23 protein-coding genes and 1 riboswitch are annotated in these 26,274 nt (G+C 26.3%); of the genes, 16 read left to right on the top strand and 7 right to left on the bottom strand.

Features of this window, described 5'->3' with window-relative positions; genetic code table 4:
* The first annotated feature begins 17 nt into the window (after positions 1-17).
* Positions 18-857: an aldose epimerase family protein gene (locus SHELI_RS04575; RefSeq protein WP_069117091.1), complete on the top strand. Its 840-nt coding sequence runs from the start codon at positions 18-20 to the stop codon at positions 855-857.
* A 35-nt stretch (positions 858-892) separates the two neighbouring features.
* Here the strand turns inward: SHELI_RS04575 and SHELI_RS04580 are convergent, their stop codons facing one another.
* Entirely contained in the window at positions 893-2,473 is a 1,581-nt protein-coding gene (locus tag SHELI_RS04580; protein WP_069117092.1) for an ATP-binding cassette domain-containing protein, read from the bottom strand.
* A gap of 428 nt (positions 2,474-2,901) precedes the next feature.
* Here SHELI_RS04580 and SHELI_RS06105 point away from each other — a divergent pair, with 428 nt between their 5' ends.
* Positions 2,902-3,240, top strand: coding sequence for a hypothetical protein (locus SHELI_RS06105; RefSeq protein ID WP_198146092.1), 339 nt, complete (start codon positions 2,902-2,904; stop codon positions 3,238-3,240).
* Positions 3,241-3,344: 104 nt separating this feature from the next.
* Entirely contained in the window at positions 3,345-4,025 is a 681-nt protein-coding gene (locus SHELI_RS04590; protein ID WP_069117094.1) for a copper homeostasis protein CutC, read from the top strand.
* Here the strand turns inward: SHELI_RS04590 and SHELI_RS04595 are convergent.
* The gene (locus tag SHELI_RS04595; protein WP_069117096.1) at positions 4,009-4,560 is read right to left on the bottom strand and encodes a hypothetical protein; all 552 of its coding nucleotides are present in this window, start codon (positions 4,558-4,560) and stop codon (positions 4,009-4,011) included. The two genes, SHELI_RS04590 and SHELI_RS04595, sit on opposite strands and share 17 nt — an antisense overlap.
* Positions 4,561-4,694: 134 nt before the next feature.
* Between SHELI_RS04595 and SHELI_RS04600 the strand changes: the two genes are divergently transcribed.
* On the top strand, positions 4,695-6,008 hold the full coding sequence (locus SHELI_RS04600) for an SGNH/GDSL hydrolase family protein (protein WP_069117097.1): 1,314 nt from the start codon (positions 4,695-4,697) through the stop codon (positions 6,006-6,008).
* A gap of 55 nt (positions 6,009-6,063) precedes the next feature.
* Here SHELI_RS04600 and SHELI_RS04605 read toward each other — a convergent pair whose 3' ends face one another.
* Both SHELI_RS04605 and SHELI_RS04610 read right to left on the bottom strand, forming a co-directional pair.
* Entirely contained in the window at positions 6,064-6,276 is a 213-nt protein-coding gene (locus SHELI_RS04605; RefSeq protein ID WP_069117099.1) for a hypothetical protein, read from the bottom strand.
* A 32-nt stretch (positions 6,277-6,308) separates the two neighbouring features.
* Positions 6,309-7,469 (bottom strand): NAD(P)-dependent malic enzyme, encoded by a 1,161-nt coding sequence (locus tag SHELI_RS04610; protein WP_069117101.1) that lies wholly within the window; start codon positions 7,467-7,469, stop codon positions 6,309-6,311.
* Between the two features lie 145 nt (positions 7,470-7,614).
* Between SHELI_RS04610 and SHELI_RS04615 the strand changes: the two genes are divergently transcribed.
* A complete protein-coding gene (locus tag SHELI_RS04615) occupies positions 7,615-8,193 on the top strand; it encodes a hypothetical protein (protein WP_069117102.1) in 579 nt (192 codons plus the stop codon).
* A 44-nt stretch (positions 8,194-8,237) separates the two neighbouring features.
* On the opposite strand, the gene SHELI_RS04620 is transcribed toward SHELI_RS04615, so the two are convergent.
* Complete coding sequence (locus SHELI_RS04620) at positions 8,238-9,422, bottom strand: hypothetical protein (RefSeq protein ID WP_069117103.1); 1,185 nt, start codon at positions 9,420-9,422, stop codon at positions 8,238-8,240.
* A 166-nt stretch (positions 9,423-9,588) separates the two neighbouring features.
* Between SHELI_RS04620 and SHELI_RS04625 the strand changes: the two genes are divergently transcribed.
* The 4 genes from SHELI_RS04625 to SHELI_RS04640 all read left to right on the top strand — a co-directional run bounded on the left by SHELI_RS04625 (position 9,589) and on the right by SHELI_RS04640 (position 14,433).
* Positions 9,589-10,299 carry an ABC transporter ATP-binding protein gene (locus SHELI_RS04625; RefSeq protein WP_069117106.1) on the top strand — a complete coding sequence of 237 codons (711 nt, stop codon included), beginning with the start codon at positions 9,589-9,591 and terminating at the stop codon, positions 10,297-10,299.
* Positions 10,283-11,170 (top strand): ABC transporter permease, encoded by an 888-nt coding sequence (locus SHELI_RS04630; RefSeq protein ID WP_069117110.1) that lies wholly within the window; start codon positions 10,283-10,285, stop codon positions 11,168-11,170. The genes SHELI_RS04625 and SHELI_RS04630 overlap by 17 nt, the downstream gene beginning before the upstream one ends.
* Before the next feature lie 85 nt (positions 11,171-11,255).
* Positions 11,256-12,779 (top strand): hypothetical protein, encoded by a 1,524-nt coding sequence (locus tag SHELI_RS04635; protein ID WP_069117111.1) that lies wholly within the window; start codon positions 11,256-11,258, stop codon positions 12,777-12,779.
* A gap of 112 nt (positions 12,780-12,891) precedes the next feature.
* Positions 12,892-14,433 carry a hypothetical protein gene (locus SHELI_RS04640; RefSeq protein WP_069117112.1) on the top strand — a complete coding sequence of 514 codons (1,542 nt, stop codon included), beginning with the start codon at positions 12,892-12,894 and terminating at the stop codon, positions 14,431-14,433.
* Positions 14,434-14,547: 114 nt separating this feature from the next.
* Here SHELI_RS04640 and SHELI_RS04645 read toward each other — a convergent pair whose 3' ends face one another.
* Positions 14,548-15,249: a B3/B4 domain-containing protein gene (locus tag SHELI_RS04645; RefSeq protein ID WP_069117113.1), complete on the bottom strand. Its 702-nt coding sequence runs from the start codon at positions 15,247-15,249 to the stop codon at positions 14,548-14,550.
* Positions 15,250-15,389: 140 nt separating this feature from the next.
* Positions 15,390-15,486, top strand: a riboswitch (purine riboswitch).
* 75 nt (positions 15,487-15,561) lie between these two features.
* Here SHELI_RS04645 and SHELI_RS04650 point away from each other — a divergent pair.
* The 6 genes from SHELI_RS04650 to SHELI_RS04675 are packed head-to-tail and all read left to right on the top strand — an operon-like array spanning position 15,562 to position 23,759.
* Positions 15,562-17,391 (top strand): extracellular solute-binding protein, encoded by a 1,830-nt coding sequence (locus SHELI_RS04650; RefSeq protein ID WP_069117114.1) that lies wholly within the window; start codon positions 15,562-15,564, stop codon positions 17,389-17,391.
* 7 nt (positions 17,392-17,398) lie between these two features.
* Complete coding sequence (locus SHELI_RS04655; RefSeq protein ID WP_069117117.1) at positions 17,399-18,337, top strand: DHH family phosphoesterase; 939 nt, start codon at positions 17,399-17,401, stop codon at positions 18,335-18,337.
* A gap of 5 nt (positions 18,338-18,342) precedes the next feature.
* Positions 18,343-20,208, top strand: a complete 1,866-nt coding sequence (locus SHELI_RS04660; protein ID WP_069117119.1) for an ATP-binding cassette domain-containing protein — start codon at positions 18,343-18,345, stop codon at positions 20,206-20,208.
* 1 nt (position 20,209) lies between these two features.
* Positions 20,210-21,211: a carbohydrate ABC transporter permease gene (locus tag SHELI_RS04665; protein ID WP_069117120.1), complete on the top strand. Its 1,002-nt coding sequence runs from the start codon at positions 20,210-20,212 to the stop codon at positions 21,209-21,211.
* 10 nt (positions 21,212-21,221) lie between these two features.
* Positions 21,222-22,604 carry a carbohydrate ABC transporter permease gene (locus tag SHELI_RS04670; protein ID WP_069117121.1) on the top strand — a complete coding sequence of 461 codons (1,383 nt, stop codon included), beginning with the start codon at positions 21,222-21,224 and terminating at the stop codon, positions 22,602-22,604.
* Positions 22,605-22,607: 3 nt separating this feature from the next.
* Entirely contained in the window at positions 22,608-23,759 is a 1,152-nt protein-coding gene (locus SHELI_RS04675) for an MBL fold metallo-hydrolase (protein WP_069117122.1), read from the top strand.
* A gap of 31 nt (positions 23,760-23,790) precedes the next feature.
* Here SHELI_RS04675 and SHELI_RS04680 read toward each other — a convergent pair whose 3' ends face one another.
* A complete protein-coding gene (locus SHELI_RS04680) occupies positions 23,791-24,564 on the bottom strand; it encodes a hypothetical protein (RefSeq protein WP_069117123.1) in 774 nt (257 codons plus the stop codon).
* 512 nt (positions 24,565-25,076) lie between these two features.
* On the opposite strand from SHELI_RS04680, the gene SHELI_RS04685 reads away from it, so the two are divergent.
* A complete protein-coding gene (locus tag SHELI_RS04685; protein ID WP_069117125.1) occupies positions 25,077-26,225 on the top strand; it encodes a glycosyl hydrolase family 18 protein in 1,149 nt (382 codons plus the stop codon).
* Positions 26,226-26,274 lie beyond the last annotated feature (49 nt).

The raw sequence follows: 26,274 nt of genomic DNA on the forward strand, positions 1-26,274 counted from the left end.
TAAAAAGGAGAAAATATATGTATATTTTAAAAAATGAGTATTTAGAAGTAAAAGCAGTAGTTGCAAGTCAAGGATTAGAAATTATAAGCATAAAACATGATAAAGATGAGATACTGTATCAACAAGATGGTTCATGAGGAAAGACTTGACCTATTCTATTTCCAATATGCGGTAATGTGACAGGTCCATTTATATATGATCAAAAAAGTTATTTAACACCAAGACATGGTTTTTTTTCTCAAATCAAAGATTGAGAAGTAGAAATAAAAAGTGATGAGAACGTCATTTTTATGTTTAGAGCACATGATCAATTTAAAAGCATTTATCCATTTGATTTTGATTTAGTTATAAATTTAAAATTAAAAAAAAATAAACTAGTTTATACTTTTGAAATTATAAACATTGGTGAAAAAGTTATGTACTATTCATTTGGTCATCATCCAGCATTTAAAGTTGATTCAAGCTCAAAAGTAGTTTTTGATAATTTACAATCATATACTGATAAATCAGGAATTGGAGGAACTTATTTACCTAATCAAGATACTAATAAGGTTAAAGAAATTATAATATCAGAAATTGATTTTAGTGACTCTAAGTCTTTGCTATTTGATCAATTTAGTTTAGACCATATTTGTTATTATTATCAAAACAAAAAAATTAAAATGAGCTTTAATAATGAACCATATTTCGTAATATGAAAAAGTACAAATGCTATGGACTTTGTTTGTTTAGAACCCTACTGAGGATTACCTGATTTAGAAACAAGAATTAGTAATGAGTACAAAGATAAACTGGCCATTAGAGAATTAGGACCTAAAAATACCAGTAAATTTGAAATGACTATAGAAGTTGAATAGATAAAATAAAAAAACCAGTTTAAAACTGGTTTTTTTTAAAGTGCTATAACATTTTTAAATCCTTTTTGATTATCTATTTTAGAAGTATGTGATATTAAAAGAATTGTTTTGCTTAAATTAAATAATAGATTTTCTATTATTTCTCGATTTTTTTGGTCTAAATTAGCGGTTATTTCATCCAAAATTATTATTGGTTTGTCCTGTAAAATAGCTCTTGCTAGAGCTATTTTTTGTAACTCTCCTCCTGATATATTTTTAACACTTTTATTTATTATAGTATCTAGATTTTTGTCTTGAAATCAGTTATCTAAATTAACTGTATGAATAACTTTTAAAATTTTTTCATCAGTAATAGATTCTCTAAATAAACTTAAATTATTTCTTATTGTATCATTAAAAACTATACTTTCCTGCGGAACATAAGAAATCAAGTTTTTGATTTCAAGCTTGTTCAAATATCGATAGTCAATACTATCATTTAACTTAACATTTCCTTCATAATTTTCAATCAATCCAAATATTAAATTTAACAAAGTTGTTTTTCCTCTACCAGACTCTCCAACTATTAAATATTTTTCGTTATTTTCAATCACTAAATCTAGATTTTCAAATATTGTTTTACTTTCTAATTTATAAGACAGGTTTGTTATTTCTAACTTTTTGAAAGAAGTGATTTCAAATGAATAATTTGTATTTTCTTTTTCAAATTTAAATTTTTTAAATATTATTAAACCTGCTTTAAAAGTAAATAAAGAGCCAAATAATGAGTTTACCCCTTGAAAGTAAGTTCCAGAAATATTTGTAACAGATAACATCGCACCTTTTTCAGTCACGCCTTTTAATGATAAAAATATTGTTACAAACATCATAATACATTGACTTGCTATCATTAATGAAAACAGGATCATTTGTTGCAAAGAATTATAGTTACCATATGATGCAACTGAAGTTTCTACTTTTAAATTAGCTGCCTTCATAAGTTTATTAAAAATTCTTTTTTCATTAGCATATGAAAATAATGTATAACCGTTTAATAAGTTTTCAATTCTATCTGAAAATTCTTCTTGAGCTTTTGACATTTGTTGAGCTTTTTTAGAAACAATTCCTTGAACAATACCGGGCAAAATGATCATAAGTATAGTAATACCAAATAATGATAGTCCTATTATTCAGTGAAAACTAAATACAGCATAAGTAGATAGAACAACACTTGTTATTCCATCAATTACTCTAAAAGTACTTGAAAATATCATTGTTCCAATTGAGTTAACATCATTTGTAAATCATGATATAAAATCCCCTTTTTTATATTTAATAAACTCTTGATCTGATAGTGAATTAATTTTTGCTGCTATGAACATTTTTAATTTTATATTAAGTTTTTTTGTTGTGTAAACTATTACAAGTTGTGAAAAGTAGTGAAAAAATATGGCTATTATAAAAGAGCCAAGCACGATAATAGTATCGTTTATAACACCTTGCATGTCACTTGCAAATACACCTTCTAGTACACTTGATAATCGATAACCACCATAAACCATACCAGCATTTGTTATTAAAGCTAGCAAAGTATATAAAATGAAAAGATATCAATATTTATTTGTGATTTTTGTCATTTTATTTTCTCCTTTTTTTAGAAGATTTACAAAATAACATTCATATTAAGTTTGCATATTAAAAATTAACTATTATTTACTTGTTATAAATGCTATTAAGTAAATCAATAATTTATTTTTTTATTTTTAAAAATAATTATTTAAATTATTAATTTGATAATTTAAATAATTATTTTAATTTATCACCATATACAATATTAATATGTTTTAAAAATCTTGTTTTAACTCAGTTGGAGGATGTGTACTTAAGTTGTTTTCATTTATAATTAATTTTTTTAAAAATAAATTTGATAAAAATTAAAAGTTTACTAAAAATTAAACCAACCAACAAAAATGCTTTTTTAAAAAATGCTTTTCATATTTTTAGTCTTTTTCTAAATTGTGATACCACTTTGTTTCATATGAGCAAAATGTAAAAAGTGATAAAAATGATTGCTAATATTATAAATACATCTGAAATTATTATTCTTGGACTTACTACTTGGTACATTTGATATGATAGATTAGAAATTAAAACAAATCCAAAAATATTAATTGTATTTCATACAATAATTTCATTGATATCTTCTTCAAGAAGATCAGAACTTTTAATAGCTTTTAAAGTAATTAAAACAAAAATCACACCTACAATGCCTCTAAATCTTATGAACTCAGTAAATAATAGAACTAATACATCAAATGAGTTAAAATTATTTGCCAAACTTTTTATTTCATTGTTAATAGAAAATATAGAAAATCCTATTTGAAAAAAAGCAGATAAAAAGTAAAGAAATCCTTTTATTAAGTTTGATGATAATTTATTTCTTCTCATAAATATCTCCCTTTTATTAGTGTTATTATATATTAAAGTGTGATTAAAAGAAAGGTCATTATGTTTTTAGAAGTTATAGCTAAGTCAATTGATGATGTCAAAAAAATTAACAAAACAAAAGCAAGCAGAATTGAATTGTGTAAAGATTTAGAAGTTGGAGGTTTAACTCCAGATTATGAGTTAATAGATAATGCATCTAAAATTTCAAAACTTCCAGTTAACGTAATTGTTCGTCCAACAAGTAGAGATTTTATCTACACAAGTGATGAAAAAAAACAAATTTTAAAAGATATTGAATATATAAAAAAAACAAAAGCAAATGGAATAGTTTTTGGAGCATTAAATCAAGATAAAACTATTGACATAGATTTATTAAAAAAAGTTATTAAAGCAAAAGAAGATTTGCAAATAACTTTTCATAAGGCTTTTGATGAAGTTACTGATTTTTTAGAGTCTTATAAACTTTTAGCATACTATAAAGTAGATTGCGTCCTTACTTCTGGAGGAAGTGATTTAAATAAAGGTTTTGTTGTTTTAGAGAGTTTAAAAAATCTAAAATTAAACACTAAAATTCTAATTGGTGGAGGAGTAAATGAACAAAATTTCTCAAAAACTCTAACCATTTCTAATTACATTCATATTGGAAGAATGGCGCGTTTCGAACATAGTTGAGATAAATCTGTTGATGATCATAGAGTAAATGAATTGATAAACATATTCAGTTCTAATAATACAAATTAATACTACTTGTTTGATAATGCAATCCTTTGTAATTATCCATTTTTAATTTATAAACTATTTGCTCAGGATTTTTATCTGAACCGTGATAGCCGTCCTTTTCTTGAGCAGTTACAAACAATTTTCATACATTATCTACATACTCAAAATGAATACTTCTTGAAAAAACATCTTCTTTCATTCAATATGAACCTATTTGTGTATAACTGACAACTAAAACGTCCATTTTAAATCCGCTTGTAATAATATCATAATAGTTATCTACTTGTAACAGTTCAACATCCTTATACTGATCAAGATTAGTTCTTTCGCTTTTTGTTGTATGCTTCATATTGCTCACTTTTATTTCAGTAATTGGATCTTTTTGTTCTGTAGATGGGTTTGTTGGATCGGTTGGATTTGTTGGGTTTTGATTATTATTTGAAGAATCAGCTTTTTCAACAACTGGTGAATTGTGGAAAATTAAATACCCAATCCCCAATGTTATTAAGAACAATAAAAAGTAACTTGACACAAGTAGTAGTATCTCTTTTTTCATAACTTTCCCCTTTTTAACAATTTTAATTATTATACTAAATTAAAAAATACTTTTAATAACTAAAAATTCTTTTGTGAAACTTCATATTACAATCAATTAAGTTAACTATGAGTTAATTTGAAAGGTATAAAACTATGAAAAAATTATTAACTTTTTTAATGAGTTTAAGTGTAGTTTCAAGTTCAGCATCTAGCTTAGTTGCTTGTTATAAACCCTCAGAAGTAAAAGATGAATCATATAAAGAAATAGGAAAAGATATTGATACTTCAAAAGCTGTGGACGATGGTATTAAAGATAATAAAGTATCTAAATATACAAATTACTATGTTTTGGGAGATAGTTTAAGTGACGTTGATGGAGTTACTACATATTTAAGAGATTATTTATCAAGTGGTAGTCTACCATTGCCTGGCTTAGATAAAATAAAATGAAATGTTAGCTTTGATGATTACTTAGTTAAAGATGAAAAAGGACAATTAAAAGCTAATAACAAAAGTTATTATGGTTTTACTGATGCATCAGGAGTTAGAAGAAGCACTTTTACAAATGAACTTCCTGCAGCTGCTGTTTTAGGACAAAAGTTAGGATTTAAAGATATTTATGGAAGTAGTTTTTATACAAAAAATTACATTAATGACAAATTAAAATTTGGTAATAACTACGCAATTGGTGGGGCAACTGCTGTTGAAGCAAAACCAGCTGACACTGATTTAGTAAATAAAGCCCTACAAAAAACATCAATCGAAAATCAAGCAATTGCTATGATTCAACAACATAAAATCGGAACAAATGATCTTGTAGTTTACTGTATTGGTCCAAATGATTTAATGGGGATGCTTAGACAAAAAGACGATTCACAATGAGATGCTTATATTGATGATATGATAGAGGCTATCAAAAATTCTTTATATACTGTATTAAATAGAGGGGTAAAAGAAGTTTTATTTGTGACTCCTCCAACTTTAGAAAATGTGCCAAGATATAAAACTGCTGAAAATCATGACGTAGTTAAAGAACTTTGTGCAAAAGTTGAAACAAGAACAAAAGAGTTGCTTGATTCAATTAACAAAAATTATCCTAATGCTGTAAAATTGTATGATTTGCATTCAAAAATAAATGACACATTAACTGATGCTGCAAGTAAAGGATTAAATGTTGATGATGGATTTACTAATGGATTTGGAAGTGGTGTGTTTAGTTATAGATTTGATGATAAAGACTGACAAGCAATGCCAGATGGTCTTAAAGATTTAGTTACAATCATAGGAAAAATTAATCAAGAAAAACCTAATGAGATTAGCTTAAGAATGTCTGTATTTAAAAAAGATGGAAAAACTGATGAAGATTTGAAAAAAAGTTTCTTTATGGATGATATTCACCCGTCAAATATTCCTCATTACCAATTTGCAGATATATTTAAAAACTTTTTAGATGAATCTAACAAATAAAAAAATAAGTTTATTTAAGTGTTATATTTTAACAACTTAAATAAACTTATTTTTTTTATCAAACTTTAATTTCTGTTTTCATTAATTCAATGAAATCAGATAATAATTCAAGTGACACTCCATAACTTGTGTTCAATCCAACATTGTTGTTTTTTGGCATAACTCAAATTACACTTTTGCCAGATTCTTTTGACACAACTTTAACTGATGCTTCACTATTAACATATTCTAAGTCAGTTCACTTATCGAGAAATTGATCTTTAGTCATATTAACCTTCTTTCTTTAATAAATTTATAATATTACTTATTAGCTATTTTTAAAAGTGTTTCATAAATTATTTCTGGCACTTTTTTGTCAAAAGGATTTGGAATAACTTTATCAGGACTTAATTCATTTTCAGGCACACATGAAGCGATTGCTTTTGCGGTTGCTAATTTTACTTCATCTGTAACTTGTTGGCGAGTTACTAGTAATGCTTTAAAAATTCCTGGGAATGCTAAAACATTATTAATTTGATTTGGATAATCACTTCTACCTGTTCCTAAAATATAAACTCCAGCATTTTTTGCTAATTCAGGTTTAATTTCTGGATCTGGATTTGCCATAGCAAAAACAATTGGTTTATCATTCATACTTTTAATCATATCTTCAGTTAATATATTTGCAACTGATACTCCAATAAATACATCACTACCTTTTACAATATCTGCTAAATCTTTTAAATCATTATCGTGAATAATTTTATCATCTAACAATTGATTAACATATTTATCGTTTTTTGATTTAGTACTTGAGTTAACAACCCCATTTATATTGAATGCTCTAATTTCTTTTACACCTAACTGCTTCAACATTTTAATAATGTTGATACCTGCTGCTCCTGTTCCTGATTGGGAAATAACTAAATCTGAGACTTTTTTATTTGCAACCTTTGCTGCATTTAAAACAGCTGCTCCTAAAATAATTGCTGTTCCATGTTGATCATCATGAAAAACAGGTATATCTAAAATTTCTTTTAATCTATTTTCAACATCAATACATTTAGGAGCTGAAATATCTTCTAAGTTAATTCCTCCAAATACTGGTGCTATATTTTTTACTACATTTACAAATTCATCTGGGTCTTGCGTTTGAACACAAATTAGAAAACTATCTACTCCCCCAAATTCTTTTAATAACAATGATTTTCCTTCCATAACAGGAATACTTGCTTCTGCTCCAATATTTCCGAGACCTAAAACTGCACTACCATCAGTAATAACTGCTACTGTTCTTGATTTTAATGTGTAATCATACATCTTTTCTCTATCTTTAAAAATTTCTTTACAAGGTTGAGCAACTCCTGGTGTATAAACTCATGACAAATCATCTTGATCTTTAACACTTGCTCTCCCTTCTACTGATAATTTACCTTGGTACTTTTTATGTAGCTCTAGAGCTATTTTGTTAAAATCTTTCATATCCATCACCTCTTGTAAATATTATATTCCAAAAAACACTTTATTAATTTAAACACATTTATTAATTCAACTATATTAGACATTAACAATAACTTGAATAATTGATTTATGAATATATAATATTTATAAGTTAGGAAGTGAAATTATGTATGAAAAAATTAATAGCAAAACTATATACTGAGGATTTCCAGTGTGCTTAATTACAAGTATTGATGAAAATAAGATAACTAACATTACACCAATTAGTTCTATTTATAATGTTAACGACACATTAATGATTGGAATTAATGTGAACTCAAAAGCTTATGCAAATATAAATTTGAATAAAAACATAATTTTAAATATAATTCCTGAAAACATGTGATCGCAAGTTGAAAATATTGCAAAATATAGTAGTAATATTGACAACAAAAATAGATTATATACAAATGAAAAAGATAAAATTGGAAAATTTAAATTAATACAAAGTCATTTCGATGATATTAAGTATATAGATAATTCACTCATATACATTGAAGCGCAGTATAATGAAAAGATAGTTGCAAATGGAATTGCAAATATAAATTATATAGTTAAAAATATTTATGTAAAAAAAGACTTATTGGACGATGATAAATATATAATAGAAGACAAACTAGATGTAATTATATATCAATTTAGAAATTACAAAAAACTTTCTAAAAAAGTACTTGGAAAGTCATTTAGATATGAAAAAACTAATTAAGTTATGTACTATAAAAAAACATTTTGTAACTACTTTTAAAAGCTTTAATGCTTAATAGTTTTGCTTTTTTCTAATTCTTTTCTAATTTTTTTCATTTCTCTAGCGTCGTACTTGGGATCGGCATAAACTTTTACATTAACATTATTTTCCAATCCTTTTTTAATTTCTTCCATTTGTTCAGGTGAAAACTCTTCTTTGGCATATAATGACACATCTAAGTTTTCTCTTATACCTTCTCTAATTAAATACATTTGTCATGCACTAAATGCTGGATTTGCAAAAGCAGAAATATCAATACCATCTTCTAGAGCCTCACGAATTATTCTCATTTGATGGTCATCATAAAAGATGTTGTTGTATGCTTCTACATATAGATTTTTTTCTATACCTAGTCTAATTTCTCTCATTTGTTCAGAACTAAAATTATCTATTAAAGAAGATTCATTAACACAGTACTTCATTACATCTAAGTTTTGCTCTAATCCTAATCTAACTTCGTGCATTTGATCAGAGTCTAAAGCTGGATTTGCATATGTTTCTACATCAAGATCTTGCTCTAAACCTAGTCTTATTTCACGCATAGCAGCTCAACTAAAAAATTCTGGTGATGCATAAATACTAATGTTCAAATTTTGTTGAATTCCTAGTTTGATTTCTTGCAATTGCTTTGAGTCTATTTCTTTTTTAGCATATTCATAAAGGTCAATATCTTGTATTAAAGATGATAAAAAGATTTGTTTTTTAATATCAGTGTCATCATAAAATAAGATAGACTTTTCTTGGCTATCTCAAATATCAAAAAGTTCTTTATAAACAGTTTTAAATTTTTGTGACTCTAATATTTCATTTAATTTTTTTTCATACATTTCTAGCTCTTTTAGTGCAGCTTGAGATAAAAATTGTTTCATGTCATTTTCTTGTGTGAAAAATTGATTATTTATAATACTTGGGTAGAAAAAATCATATTTCATGTTATGGAATTGTAAATCTGTTTCAATTACAGTGGCATTTTCAACTTCTCCTAGAATAATTGAACCTAGAGAACTTGATATATTTGCCTTAGTTAGCCTGTCTTTTGAATGTGATAATTCAACCATATAAAAAACGTCATTTTCATCACTATCTTCAAGAACTGTTAAATAAATGTCATCTTTAAATAATGCTTTGAACTGCTCTTGAAATTTTTCATTAAACAAATAAACTTGTTGATCTATTTTAACTGCGCTCATTATTTAATCCCCTTTTTTTATATAGTATATTTTTTCAATAAAAATATAACACATTTATTAAAGTAACTCTTTTAAATTTAAAGAAATTTAAAAATTTCATAAAATAATTTAATTATTACAAAATATTATATAATTTTTATTAATAATGTAGAAAAAGGAGTTTTTTATGAGTATTGTTGAAATTAAAAATTTAACCAAAAAGTACAAACATAAGGTAGTTTTAGAAGATATATCATTAAATATTGAAGAAGGTGATGCAGTGGCAATTTTAGGAAAAAACGGTGCTGGTAAAACAACTTTGGTTGAAATGATAGCCCAAATGGCAAAACCAACTCATGGAGAAATCAAAATAGATATATCAAAAAACATTAAACAAGAAATCGGTATTCAATTCCAAGAAGGAAATTGACCATCAGGGCTATGTCCAAGAGACATAATTGAGTTCTATATATCTGTTTTTGAAAACTTTTCTATGGAAAAATTTGAAAAATTAAATGAGGTTTTTGAAATTAAAGATTTCTATAAAACACCATTAAGCAAGTTGAGTGGTGGTCAAAAACAAAGATTTAATGCCCTACTTTCAATCATTAACGATCCAAAAATCATTATTTTAGATGAATTAACAACCGGATTAGATATGGAATTACAATTTAAAATTTTGAATTTTTTCAAAGAAACTCTTAATAACAAAAAAACATTATTGATAGTTTCACACCATCCTGAAGAAGTAGAAGCACTATGTAATAGAGTTATTATAGTGGATAACAAAAAAATACTTATGGATAAAACAATTGACCAAATCAAAAAAGAGTACAAAAGCGTTAGAGAGTTAATGGAAAGGTTTTATAAAGGTGATTTTGATGAAAAAACAAACTAGAATTGAAGAAAAAACACCGAAAACAAATTTTAATTTCAAAAGAAATAGCCTAATATTTTTTCAGTTGTTTCGTTTAATTGGTAAAGCATTTTATAAAAATGTTAGAGGGCCATTGTTTACATATATCATTCCAATATTTTTTACAACTATTTTTTACTTTTTATTTTCTAGCAACAACAGTTCAAACAAAGGTAGCACACTTTTAGGATATATTGCTTTACCTTGTTTGACTATTTTAACATCTCTTTCAGCATCAATTGTTGAATGAAAAAACTCAATATTTTTAAAAAGAATGGATACAACAGGTATTAGTAAGAAAAACTTTATTCTTTGTATATGAATATTTTACTTTATGGTTGGTTGATCAGGAGTTGTTGTTGAGCTTTTAGCAGGAATGGCTATCGGTAGAGAAGATGTTATTGACCTATACAAAACAATGAATTGATGATTTTTCATTTTAGCAATTAGTTTAATTAATCTAATGTCTATTGGTATAGCAACATTACTTGGTGGTAATCTAAGTGATGATGGAGCAAATCAAGGTATTTCAATGATTATTTATTTTATTTGTATTTTCTTTTCAGGAGTTATGTTAGACCCAAGATTGTATGAAACTTCTGATGGAATTAGAATTTTTTCATACTTTATTCCATTAAAATACCCAGTTGCATTACTACTTTTTAGTCAAATTGAAGATGGCGATTGGTCTAATGCTGGATTTAATACAGGAAGATGAGATGTTACAAGACAACCAGAACCTAAATTTCAAGATTTTACAGACACATGACAACCTGTTGTTGGGGCTATTTTAATAATAATTGCTTTGTTTGTAATAACTGCATTAACTTTTAAATGACACAAAAAAAGATAAAAGTTTTTTGACAACTTGCCAATATTTTTAGTATATTATTAGTGATTAATATATAAGTGTGTAAGAATAAAAACAGAGGTCGGTTATGAAAAAACTTTTAATAATGATGTCTTCGATAGTTAGCATATCATCATTAAGTGCAGTATCAACAGCTTGCAAGTTTTTTGAATCTTCTTTTGAAGCTGAAAAAAACGAAAATGAAGATAAGAAAACTGATCGAAGAAGAGATCTTAATCTTCACTCTGCAGAAAAACAAACAATAGCACCTGCTGTTATAAATGATGAAGTTATCAAGACTCAAATAAGATATATTTATGAAGAAAATTACATTAGTGTGGATATGGACAAAGATGTATTTTTTTCAGATTATGTTAAACCAACAAACACAAGTGATGGTTATATTACAATAAACGCTTCTGAAACAAGTGAATATGTTAAAAATAGTGCAATATTTTTAATAAAAAAAGATAATTTGGGTGGAGTATTAATAAATGATATGAAAAATATTGATATTTATCCAATAGATTACGAGCGTGAGACATTAAATAAATTTTTAGAAGATGAAATTCAATACTTTTTAAGAACAAAAGGTCTTAAAAGTCATAACAGCAAATTAGATATCCCATTTTATGGATTTGATAAACCAACCAAGGATAAGGTTTCTAAATTAAAAGTTACAGTAAAACAATCAGATACTATAGCTGGTAACGTTACATTTAATGTTCACTATAATGATAAAAATAGTAAGAAAAAATTTTTAGGTTATTTATCGCAAAATAGTTATTGGGAAAATAGTAAACAATATATAGGTATTTATAAAAATAACGAAAACACAGAAGAGTGTTATTTAAAAAAAGTGATTGAAAATATTAAGAGCTACTATTCTAGTTATTTTAATACTAAAGATAATATTGATATTAGTTTGGAAAAAGATTTAAGTTATGAATTAATACTTTCAACATATGATAACTATGGATTTGTGGCTGTTAGTGCTAAACCAGATTCTGAAGTATTAAGTGGAAGGTTAATGTTTTATGTCTATCCAGTAGATTATTATTTAGATCAAATTGATAAAGATGATCTTGAAATAAAGCCAAATGAAAACACAAAAGAAAGTGCAATCAAAGCAGTCGAAGAAAAAATGACTGAATTGTGTCCAGAAGCCAAAAAGGATGTAGATTATCAAATTGATGACTCTAACTACAAAATTCCAACAAGCAATGGCATAAAATATAAAATTATAGTTAAAGCACAAGAGAAACCAACTTTTGTAAGGAGAGAGGCTGAATTTTTAATTAGTTATGTTGGACAAGTAGCATCATTTGCAAACATAAAAGATGGCTATATAGAAAATAGTCCATGAGACTTTAGAAAAAATGTTGAAAAATCTTACACTGTCAGAATTTTGAATGGTGATGGAGTAACAATGCTAGAAGTTGATAAGGAATTTAGTATCAGTGGTGAAGTAAGTGTAAAACAAGACGAAAATGATAAAGGTTTGTTTACTGTTACATATAAACCAACTTTATACACCACATATGAAACACAGACTAGAGAATTATTTTATGGAGGAATAAAAGCAAAAGTTAAAGTTAATATTTCTTATTAAAAGTTAGTAAAAGCACCATTTAATGGTGCTTTTTTAATACAAATTTTTTATACAGTAAATAATAAGTATAATATGTTTTTTGATAAAATATTAATAATAGTGTGAGGCAAAAATGAAAAAATTGTTGATTTTGTTAACTTCATTATGTATTACATCCACAAGTCTTTCTTCGGTATTAGGGTGTAAATTTTTTACTTCTACTTTTGAACAAGAAGAAGAAAATAACCAAAGTAACAATAATAAAGATAGAAGAACTGATTTAAATAGATTGGATAATAGTTTAAAATATTTATCACCTGCAGTTGATGATTTAGAGGTTATAAAAACACAAATATTTTTTGTTTATTATGAAGATTATACTCATTTTGATTTAGAAAGTGATGTCGAATTTATCGATTATATACCAGCAAAAGAAAAAAAAGATGGTTTTATCACAATAAAAGCCTTAGACATAAGTGACACAGTAAAAGGTAAAGCGACTTTTGTTGTTAAATCAACAAATTTTGGTGGCACATTAATAAATAATATGAAAAATACTGACTTGTATCCAAATGGTAATACTTTTGAGTTTGCAAAGAATTTTGTTGATAATGAATTGAGAGTATTTTCTAAAGCATTTCAAAATGAAAAAAATATGAAATTATATTATCATGAATACGAATATGTTGAACCAACAAAGGAAAATCCAGGAAAATTAAAAGTTACTGTTGAAAAAGCAGACACAATAGCTGGTACAGTAACATTTAAAGTTTTTTATTATGAAGAAAATGATGGAAAAAATAAAGCACAATTATCTAGGCTAACTGACTATGATGATACCACCTTGTATTTTATAGATAATAAAGAAGATGTATACCTAGAAAAAGCAATAGAAAAAATAAAACAATTATTTAATGTAACTTTAGAAAATAAAACCATAACTAAGGAAAATGATTTTGATTATGATTTTAGATTTGCTGATTTTAATTATTCAGGATACATAGCTTTAACAGCCAAAAAAACTTCATTATTATTAGCCGGTAGAGTTGTTTTTAGAATTGAAAAAGGAGATCATAGACTTGGTCTTAATGAATACTTTCCAAAAGAGAAATTAGAAATAAAGACTGAGCAAGTAGATTTTGATTCTGTGTCTAAAATAATCAAGCAATCTATGTTAGAAATTTTTAATGACGTTGTTATAGACAAAGATTATATTATTAACAAGGATTCTTATAATCCACCAACCACCAATGGTGAACCTGTAGATTTGGTTGTTAAAGCAGCTGAAGATAGTGAATTAATATCTGGAGAAATGACTTTTAAAATCACATATACAGGTAAATTAGCAGAGTTTAAATTAAATAGTGAAGGTTATATTGAGGGTAGTCCTTGAAATTTTGTTCAATATGAAGAAAAATCTTATATGGTTAGAGTTATTAATGGAGATTATAAGACTATGATAAGATTTGATCTACACTCACGAATTTACTTAGAAATATATGGAAAAATTACAATAACTCAAGATCCTAATGACGGAAATTTATTCAAAGTTACTTATCACATAGACACAGATTCTTTTTCATCTACTGAATTCAAAATGATTTATGGAAGTACAGAAAAAAATGAAGGAAAAATCCAAGGTAAAATTAAAATATATTCTAAAAACAAAAATTAATAAAATGATTTAATCTATTTTTAATTGTTAAAAAAATTCAAATACTTTTTTGAATTTTTTTTAACAATAATTTATTTCAAGATAAAAATTTAACTCAATAAATAAAAACTTTTTTTATAATTCAACTTCTTGTTTATTTTTGTTTAAAATATAAACTTTTGATTTGACTTTAAAATTATCTTCAAACATTTTAGCTAACTCATCAACTGCTTTTGTAAAATTAGAGTTATCGCTTTCAATTTCTTCTATAAAGAAAACAGCATTTTTTGTTTGTTCAGTCAACATAGTTCTTGTGCACTCTCTTCAATTTAAACAACGACAAATCGCCCCTACTTCATCTTTGTATATAATTTCATTTTCATATGGTGGTTCACTTTTATCTGAACCTAATGTTATAAACTCTTCATTGCCATTAGCTTTTGTTAGCAATATATCCCCTTTAATCAAATCAAGATCTTCTCCACCACAAGGCACACCAAATTTTAAAGAAATGCAGTTATAAATATCAACTAAAGGATTTATAATATTCAACTCAGATTGATTATTAACCCTTTTTAATAAGGCTTCTATAGAAGAACGTGCACCTTTTTTAGTTTTAAATAACTGATAGGCATTTCTTCATTTTTGCACAATTGTATTTTCTGAAAAAACTTCTGCTGTGATAAACTTTTTAGATTCCTCTATTGCTTGATTTAAATAGTTTTTATATTTAATTTGATCATCATACTCATTTTTAATACCTTTCAATACCAAAACCCCTATTTCGACATTTGGAAAAATATTTAAAAATTCATTTGTTAATTTAAATTTACTCATATTTACCTCTTGTAGTTAAACTTATTATACAAGTTATTAAATAATTATAAACAAGATTTTTATACTTAAAAAACCTTTTAAATAAAGGATTTTTAATATTTTTAAAAAAAACAAAAAAAGATATAGTACTAAGATAAAATAAAAGTGAAAGTAAGCAAACTTGTATAAGTCAACATATTGGGTTGATGTATCTACTAAGGCACCTATGTCTTATCTATGAGTTTATGAATGGCTTATTAATTCACAGCTATTATTAAAAGCATGTTTGATTATTTTCGAAATTAAAGTCAGAAAATATGGAGAAAATATATAATGAAAAAACTAGTAAGTATATTAGCAACCATTGCAATTAGTGCAAGTTCAACATCTTATGTTCTAGCTTGTCCTTCTTCAAAGGCAAACGAAGTTAAAGATGTTGTATTTATGTTTGATGCAGCTGCAGGAACTAATGCAAATATCCAAAAACAATATAAAAAAATAGTAGATGATTTTAATGCAGCAAATGCAGATTCATCAATAAAAGTAACTCTAGAAACACCAACAGCTGGTGCAATTTCAGGAGCATTAGCTTCTGGAGAATCATTACCAGATTTATATGTAACATATCCAGATAATGTTGTTAAATATCTAGCAAGTGCTCCAGACGAAGCATTAGATATGAGTACAGTTATGCCAAGTACATTAAAACCAAAATTACAATCATTTATGAATGAAGGTAAATTAACAGTTGATGGAAAAGAAAAACAATTAGTATTACCAATGGCAAAATCATTTGATTTTTCAGCAGTAAACTTAAGATTATTAAAAGAATTAACAACTATGGCAATTACAAAAATTAGTAGTGTATCAAAATTAGGAGATTATTTAGGAAATTCAAATATAGTAGTTTCTGATTTATACAAAAATGAATTACCTGAAAACTTTAAATTAGTAGGAGATGAAGAAAAAATCTTTACAAGTTTAGCTAATGCTAAAAATCAAGATGATGTTAAAAAAGTTCTTCTTTTAAACTCAAATTTAGCAACAATTTCAGGATTTATGTACAGATTAGATAGAGAATACAAATTAGTAAATGCAGATAAAATGGGAACTGGATCAAAAATTTATGGTTTAGGAATCGACTCATTATCTAATAAAGTATTTTCAGAGTATGCAGAATTATTAAAAACTGATTCAATTAAAACTTTATCTGAAAATAAAGATTTCTTATACAACTATTATGATAATAAATTCTCAGTTAATAAATCAACAGGTCTTGGTGGATTGCAAAATGAAATGAAATTTTTACAACAACTAAAAGACTTACAAGGAAAAGATAGTGCTTCACTTAGAGGAGATACAACTCTTGATTCAAAAGATACAGAAATGTTATATGTACCTACTTTAACTGGTAAGAAAAAATATTCATCAGATTTCTTTGCAGCAGGAACAATGCTATTGGCTTCAGGTTCAACTGCTGGATCATTCTATTACAAATCAGGAAACAAAGTTAACAAAGATCTTAAAGTAACATTCGATGATGTATTAGTAATGGGAACTCCAACAGATAAAGGAGAAGCATATACTGCTCAACAAGGTCCTGGTATTGCTGGATTTAAATCTTCATCAGAAGACAAACAAAAAGTTGCTAATAAATTCTTAGAATATTTATTATCACCAGAAAAACAAGCATACTTTGGAATCTTTACAGGTTACTTACCTTCTAATGAAGAAAATTATGCAAGTGATTCAGATTATGTTAAATGAATTAAAGGTGAAACAAAACCTAAAGATGAAAACGGAAAAGAACAAAGCAGATCAAACCCATTATTAAAACAATACATTGACATGGTAAATAGTGGTGATGCTAACCATTTCTTCACAGTTGAAGGTTCACCTTTAGGAAATGGTGTTAGAAGTGATGTTCTTACAAGTGTAATTCAAAACAAAATGATGGATGACAAAGCAAAAGATGTTTTCTTAAAAGATTCAAATTTAACAGATTACTTTTGAGGAAATGATTCAACAGAATTAAAAACTAGAGCAACTTATGCATTTAATTCAATACTTACAGATTATGACCCAAATGGATCAGTAACTTATAAAGCTCAATTACCAAGTGTATTAAAAGAAGTAAACTTACTAGATAGAAAAGAAGACTAATTAATTTATGGAAATACTAAAACAAATTGAAAATGAAATTAAAAACTTTCAAACAATAATTGTCCAAAGACATATCAATCCTGATGGAGATGCATATGGAAGTCAGTTGGGTTTAAAATGATTAATCGAAGAAAATTTTAAAGATAAAAAATGCTATGCAGTTGGAGAACCAATGGAATGATTAAGCTATGTTGGTTCATTTGACAAAATCGAAAACGACGATATTTTTAAAGAAGCATTAGTCATTGTAACTGATTGTGGAAATGTAGAGAGAATTGATGACCAAAGATTTTCTACAGCAAACAAAATAATTAAAATAGATCATCATCCAAATGCAACACCTTACGGAGATTTGATGTGAGTTGATACAACATATACTTCAGCAAGCGAAATGATTGGATTTATGGCTCTGCAATTAAATTGAAGCATTCCACCTAAAGCTGCAAGAGCAATATTTAATGGAATAGTAACTGACTCAGGAAGATTTATGTATCGTGGAGTTAGTTCTAGAACATTTGATGTAGCAAGCGGTTTGCTAAAAACTGGTTTTGATCTTGAAGAAATGTATAAAAATTTAAACACTAGAAAATTAAGTGAACTTAGTTTTACAAACTTTATTTATAGTAATTTCAAACTAACAAAAAATGGATTAGCAACAATTGTTGTTCCAGTTAGTGAAATGCAAAAACATGGCTTAACAGCTGAAATGATGAACAAGTATGCAAATACTCTAGCTGGATTTCAAGAAATAAAAATGTGAATCACTTTTAGTGAAAGAAGTGACGGACAATACCGTGTTGAGTTTAGAAGTTCTGGAACATTAGTGAACCAATTAGCAATCAAATATGGTGGTGGTGGTCATGCACAAGCAGCAGGCGCAATTGCCCCAGACTTAAAAACAGTTCAAGATATTATTGATGATGCAGACAAGCTATTAGGAGAATAATTTTTATGAGTATAAAATTAAGGAATGTAACAATTGACTATGGAAATTTTATTGCAGTAAATAATTTTAGTATTGATATCAAAACTGGTGAACTAGTTTCTTTACTAGGTCCATCAGGTTGTGGTAAATCAACAACATTAAATGCAATTGCGGGTTTAATTCAAATTACTTCAGGACAGATTTTGTTTGATGGAATTGATGTAACTCACAAATCTACTCAAAGTAGAAACATTGGTTTAGTATTCCAAAATTATGCTTTATACCCCCATTTAAATGTTTTTCAAAACATTGCTTTTCCTTTGTACCAAAGTAAAACTTTTAAAAAAAATGTTAAAAAAATTAATAATGAGATAAAACTAAAATCTAAGCAATTAAAAATTGCAAATCAAAATAAATTAATTTTTCAAAAGTTAGATTCAGTTACAAGCGAAATCAAAGTGCAAACAAAAGATATTCGCAAAACATTATCAACTATTGAAGACTGAATTATACATAAGTCTTCAGAATATATTAAAAATTTCATAGAAGATCTTTATAAAGATAAGTTTGAAGTATTTAAAAACAAACAATTTTCATACTTGCTTGATAAGGTCAAACTTATATATTGACAAGAATATAAAAATATTTTTGTCAATATTTTTAATAATTTTCAAAATGAATTATCAAAACTTGATAAAAATTTAGAATACTTTAAATCTGTTAACGAAATTGTTTCAATGATAATAAAAGATATAAATTTTGATATTAGAGCTTTTATAGATTCGAATATAATTTTATTCAAAACTGCTTTAAAGTCACATATAAAATCAATAGACAGTGAAATAGTTTTAGCAAAAAAAATTGCTAAACAAAAAGGAGAAACATTTGAATTTTTGGTAAAAGATGAAGATTATGCAAAAAAACAAAAAGAGTTTGATGAAAAATGTGAAGAATTTAAAAAAGAAATAGTAAGTAAAATGCATGAAGAACTTTCAATTAATCTAGCAAAAGAATCTGTTGAAAAAATAGTTGACATAATTGCAAATACAAAAGAAATTGCAAGTTTCACAAGTGAAGAGTTACTTGAATTACAACAAAATTTACAATTAACCTCATTTAGAAAAGAAGTTAGAAAAGCAGTTCAAGAAGTTGCAGAGAGAGTTGAAATTCAAAGTCAATTATTTAAAAAACCTGCAGAGCTATCTGGAGGACAACAACAACGTGTTGCTATTGCAAGAAGTATTGTTAAAAAACCTAAAATACTTTTACTGGATGAACCATTAAGTAACTTGGATGCGAAATTAAGAGTTTCAACAAGAGAATGAATAAAACGTTTTCAAATGGAAACAGGAATAACAACAGTATTTGTTACTCATGACCAAGAAGAAGCTTTAAGTATTTCAGACAAAATTTATGTCATGTCAAAAGGTTTGTTACAACAAGGTGATATTCCTGTAAATATTTATGAAAAACCAGCTAATTTATTTGTTGCAAATTTTATTGGAACTCCAACAATGAATTTTATGGAAAATAAAATTAACGATAAAGGTGAAATATTTATTAACGGTCAAAAACTTAATAAAATATCTTCATTAAAAAATAGAGATGTAATAATTGGTATAAGACCAGAACATATCAGAGTGTCACAAGACACTTCTAAAAATGAATATTTAAACGATCAAGAATATGAAGCAGAGATAATTACATATGAACTATTAGGTAAAACTAATTACATTAAATTAAAGTTTGGTAAAGAAGAAATTGGTGTAGTATTTGACTCTAGAATATTATCAAAACTAGATTATAAACAAAAAATTAAGTTTAGTTTTTTAAAAAATCATCTTTATGTATTTTCAAAAGATGGTGAACGAGAATTGTTAGAGGTAATTTAGTATGGCATTGAATGTACAAGAACTATTTGAAACCAAGAATCCAGTTTCAGTTACTGAAACTAAAAAGAAAAAGTTTTTTTTAAGAAAAAAGAGCTCAAGTAAAAACATGGAGTCGAAGAAAACGGATTTTCTTTATCAATTGATTTGAATTACACCTGCATTAGTATTTCTAGTTGTGTTTTCTTACTATTCTATATTTATAGTTTTTAGAAATGGATTTAATGGAGCTAGACGTCCCCTACTTGATTTTCAAGGAACAGTTGCAAACTTTGATAACATTTTTAAAGATCCAAACTTTATAATTTCATTAAGAAATTCATTGTTATATTCTGTAGTTGTTATTCCAACAACTTTATTAATAACTTTAACAACAGCAAAAGTTTTATCAAATGTTTTAAACAAAAGAATGTTTTCTTTTCTACAATCATTATTCTTTTTACCCTATGTTACATCAGCAATGGCAATATCAATGTCATTTGCATATATTTTTCTTCCAGAAAAATATGGATTAGCAAATACAATATTAAATAGTTTGGGATTAGGAACAGTTGATTGAACTTCGAAAAAAAATGGTATTTTTTTAGTAATGATTTTTGGAATATGAAGAACAATGCCATTTCAAATAATAATGTTTACAGCTACTTTTTTAAGAATTGATCCTCGTTATTACCAAGCAGCAAGTGTTGATGGTATGCCAAAATGAAAACAATTTTGAAAAGTTTCAATACCTAGAGCAGTACCAATGATTGTTTATATGATAACAACTGGGATTATTGGATCATTTAAAGTTTTCCCACTAGGTTTGTTTGGAAGCTATGAAGCTTCTGTTGCAGCTAATGCACAAACTGTTGTATTCTACATTTTCAGTAAGGTTAATCCTTCCAGTGCTCAACAATCTTATGGTAAGGGCGGAGCTGCATCAATTGTGTTGATGGCTATAATTTTAGTAATAACAATTATAAATAGGCAAATATCAAAAGTTCTAACTAAAAAATATAAATAGGAGGAAGTTTATGAAAAAAATTATTACGCAAAGTAATTTTAAAATTATTTCCAGTACCTATAAAAATAAAATAGAAGAATTAAAAAGAACTAATGATATTGATGCTAAAAAGAAAATTGAAGATGAAAAAATTAATTACTGAAATAAAGTTGTTGCTCTTGAAAAAGAAACAAACTTTGCTAATTTTAAAGAAATTAATACATATCGAAAAATCAAAATTAAGTACACAAATAAAAATTTTGAAATAAACAAAGACAATAAATTACTTAAATTTGAGCAGAAATTTAACAAGACTCAACAAATAGATAAAATTAATAACGAAGCAAGTGTTCTTACACAAAAAGTTATATTTAACTCGTTTAAAATATTCATAATAAATATATATTTTAAAATTATCAATTTGTTTTATAAAAAGAAAAACAAAATTGTAAATTATAAATACAATAAACTTTTAGAAAAACAAATTTTATTTACAAATACGATGGCTGGTGAAACTTTTTGAAAGAAATTCACTAGAAAATCCATACAAGGGACATTCTTGTTTTTCATGGCTGTCATAATAATATTCCCCTTTTATTGGATGATACTAACGTCAGTTAGAGGTTTAGATGAATTTGATCCATTATCTCCAACTAGTTTTTTTCCAAACTCATTAACATGAGATGCTTATGAAAAACTTTTTGAATATGTTGGGGGAAGTTCATCTATGTTCAAAGTAACTATGCAAAGATTTTTTATAAATTCAATTTTAATTAGCTTTGCAACAACAATACTACAACTATTAGTTTCGGTTGTAGCAGGTTTTGGACTTGCAAACTGAAAAACAAAACCTCAAGGAGTTATACTTATTGTAATGTTTGCAACTGTTATGGTTCCTGGAGAAGCTATGATAATTGGTCAGTACATTTACATAGTTCAACTAGGATTAAAAAATACTTTTTGATCATTAGTTGTTCCATTTATCTCAAATGTATTTTCTATTTATCTTATGGCAAATGCTTTTTCAAATGTAGGAAGAAGTGTTAAGTCTGCTGCAAAAGTAGATGGCTTATCAACATTTAAATACTTTTGAAAAGTTGCCTTACCATCAGTTAGATCAACAATAGTTACATCATTTATAATATCTTTAATATCATCATGAAATGCTGTTTTATGACCAACTATGGTTTTAGGTTCAAACTCAGAATGAGTTACATTACCAATGTTATTATGAAACTTAATGTCGGTCCAAGGGGGTATTCCTGGAGATCTTTTAGAAAATTATGCAAGAGATCCCCAAAACTTAAAAATGGCTGGAGCAGTTGCTTCTATACTACCAATGATAATTATATTTGTATTTGCAAATAAACTAATTATTAAAGGGATATCTAGAGATAGAGGAGATAAAGGATAATATATGAAAAAAATACTTTCAATACTTAGTGGTATTAGTTTAACTTTGACTTCTTGTTCAAGTTTAGTTTCATGTAAGTCTAATAATGAAACATATTCAAATAATCAAATAGATGAGAATAAAATTTCTTACTATACACTTTCAATCGGTAATGGACTTTTCTCATATATGCAAATTGGTTCAAAAGCAATAATTTTTGATGCTGGTATTGGATTGGATCCAGATGCTAGCTGAACTGGAGATTTACATAAAGGTAATGAGTTTGCAACTAACTTTTTAAAGTGAACTGGTGTAGAATCTATAGAAGCTATTTTTTTAAGTCATAATCACAGTGACCATTATGGTAACTTAGATGCAATTACTAAAAACTTTAATGTAGCAAATATTGTTTTACCATATCACGGAAATAGTATAAAAAGCAGATTTGTATCAAGTAAATCAAATTCTAGTGTTGACAATGAAAAAATATATGTTAACTCTAATACAAAACTAACAAATTTTTCAGAGAAGTATAATTTTTTAAATATAGATTTTTATAACTGAAGTTACTCAGAACAAAAGTATATGAAAACTTTAGCTTTTAAAGATGAAAATAATGCGTCAACAATTTTATACTTTAAAGTTAACAATAAATCCTTTTTATTACCAGGTGATGCCGAACAAGGTCTAGGTGATAGATTGGTTAAAAATGGTAACTTACAATTTGAAAATGTGGATGTTTATCAAGTTGCCCATCATGGAAGTAAAAACTCTTTAGGTCAAAATTTTGTTGATAAAGTAAAACCAAATATTTGTTATGTATCTGGAACCAATGGTGATAGTGCTGATTATAAAGAGTGAGGTGGAGATCATATCTTCCCAACTTCACAGGCAACTACAAATACTTCATCATGCAAAGAAAGATATTTAACCGGAAAAGTATTGAGTGATACTAATAGTGATAAACAAGATGGTGACATAAATGTAAATGCAGAGTGAGCAAAAGAAAGTGATTACTTATATCAAAATGCTTCATATGAGTTTAGATTTTTAAAAGATGGAAATATTTCAAAATATTACTTTGAAAATACAGTAGCTAATGAATCTTTTTTAAAAAACACAGAAGTACAAAAACCTAATTATGAAGAATATTTACAAAATCATAAGTTAGTTTAAAAATCTCCCATTAGTCAATGGGAGATTTTTTTTAACTAGTAGATAGTTTTTGTGGTTTATAAATATAGCTTAAAAAATTTGTAATTAATGCCAATTTGTAATCGTCCATACTAGACTCAATATTGTTTAACTTCACACCATAAACCCCAAACATTGGAAATAACTTTGTAAAATGATAATAATTAATATTAAGATAACTTTTGAACTCATTAAACGCTTTTGAATAAATATCAGGTTTTTTTATTTTGGCTAATGTTGATGAATATTTTTCCTGTACTTTATTAACTAAAATTACTGCTTTATTATTTGTAAAAGGCATCATAATATCAATTTTAGTGTACTGACTTCCATAAAGTTGTTTTAAGCTGTTAAAATAAGACTCAGCTTCTTCTTCGCTTATTGAAGTAGATTTTCTAAAATTTAAAAATGTTTGTATATTTAAAAATAAATAGTAAACTATCATTACAAAACAAGATACTACTAGAACTATTAAACTAATCCAAAATAGTGTGGTGTCAGTAGTTGTTATAACTGTATAAAGATTTATAAGAACTGCTAGTAAAAGTCCTGTAAAAGTGCAAATAGATGTAATTTTTAAAACTTTCTTTACTCCATACTTATTAACACATTCTAAACTATCTAAATCAATTAAATTTTCGAAAAAATTTTTAACATTTTTTAAATTTTTTGTTCCTAGATTTTTAGAATAAACATACATAACATTACAAATAAAAAAAGCAATAGCACATGACAAAAATATAAAAACATAATTAGTAACTCCACTTGATCCAATCAATAAAATCATATAAAACTCCTTTGTACTTAAATATAATTATTATACAATAAATAAATGTTTATAAAGAATGTTTGATTAGCATAATTCAAGTTTAACAACTTTTCAAAAAATTTATTTTTTCCGTGACTATTCATAATTTTTTTAAAAAGAGATTATTTCAAAAAAAATATAAAAAAGAGAGTTAAAAAATATTTTAGCTCATCCAGTATCTAATGCAAAAATTTAAAAACAATGTTCCCACATAATCGCTAAACCTTTTAATAAAAAAAATTATGCACAATATGTAAAAATTTTTTATTTAAAAAAGAATTTTTATCAAAAAAATTAGATTTAAATATAAGATAAAGAAAAAAAACATCAGCAAATTTTGCTAACTGATAAAATTAAACTACAATATTCTGATTTTGTTAGAACTATAAAATTACTAAAAACTTCCTTAACTAATATTTAAATTTAACATTTTTTTATTAAAGTTTTAAATATACTAAAAATTGTTTATAATAAAAAAATAAGGAGTTTATATGAAGAGATTACTAATTACTTTAAGTTCAGTTGTTTTAACAACTTCTAGCGCATTTGGTGCATGAGCATGTAATAAAACAGATAGTAATAATACACCTACTACAGAAAATAATACACCTACTACACCAAGTGAGCCTGGTGGTGAACCTGAACCTGAAAATCCAGTTCCTACACCTGAAGACAATTCGAAAGTACTTGTTGGTTATTGATATGATTGAGGAGGAAACTATCAAGTTAAGGTAAATTTTAATGATATAGATGATGCTTATAATGTTATAAATTTATCTTTTTTATATGCTCAAACATCTAATACTATGCCAGTATTCCAACCTTCAAATCCTACAGAAGTGAAAAACGGAATTAAATACTTACATTCTAAAAATAAAAAAGTTTTAATTTCTATGGGAGGACAAACTGGAGAATCTATGCGCTTTAACGAAAATCAAAAAGATGAATTAAAGCAAACTATTTTAAATGTGGTTAAAGAGTATGATTTAGATGGAATTGATCTTGATTGAGAAGGAAGTTGTTTAGCTGATAGAACGAGTCAAAAAGTTACATCTGACGCTATTATTGAAATTAAAAATGAGTGAGCAAAGGACAATAAACATTTTTATATAACAATGGCTCCTGAGTTACCATATTTAAAAGAAAGTACAGAAGCAAGCGGAAGTAGTTATGTACCATTTTTTAAGCAGTTAGATAAATATTATGATTGAATCAATCCACAATTTTATAACGGTTGAGCGTGAGGACCTTATGTTGAACAAGATGAGGCAACCGCTTTAGGATTACAGTATGGTTCTATTATAACAAATGATGATTATGCAAATAGAGGAATCTTTTACTATTTAGTGACAAAGTACTTAACTTATAAAAAAAGTAATTTAAATGGTTTTTATCAATTAGATCCTAAACGTTTTGTGATTGGAGCTTCAACCAATGAGCCTGCAGGTCGTGGAGCTGCTTATGAAGGTGCAATCAATAAAGTATATGAATTGCTAAAAAAAGATAATGTTTCTATTAAAGGATTAATGACTTGGGCACTAAATTATGATGGATATGATGGACCAATTCAAAATGCAGGGCAAACTACATGAACTAAATGAAGTTTTGCAAAATGATTTAAAAATACATTTGCTAAATAAAAGCGTTTATTAAAATTTGAATTTTAATTATTTATAGATATAAATTAAT

Source organism: Spiroplasma helicoides (genome assembly GCF_001715535.1).
Classification (GTDB): domain Bacteria; phylum Bacillota_I; class Bacilli_A; order Mycoplasmatales; family Mycoplasmataceae; genus Spiroplasma_A; species Spiroplasma_A helicoides.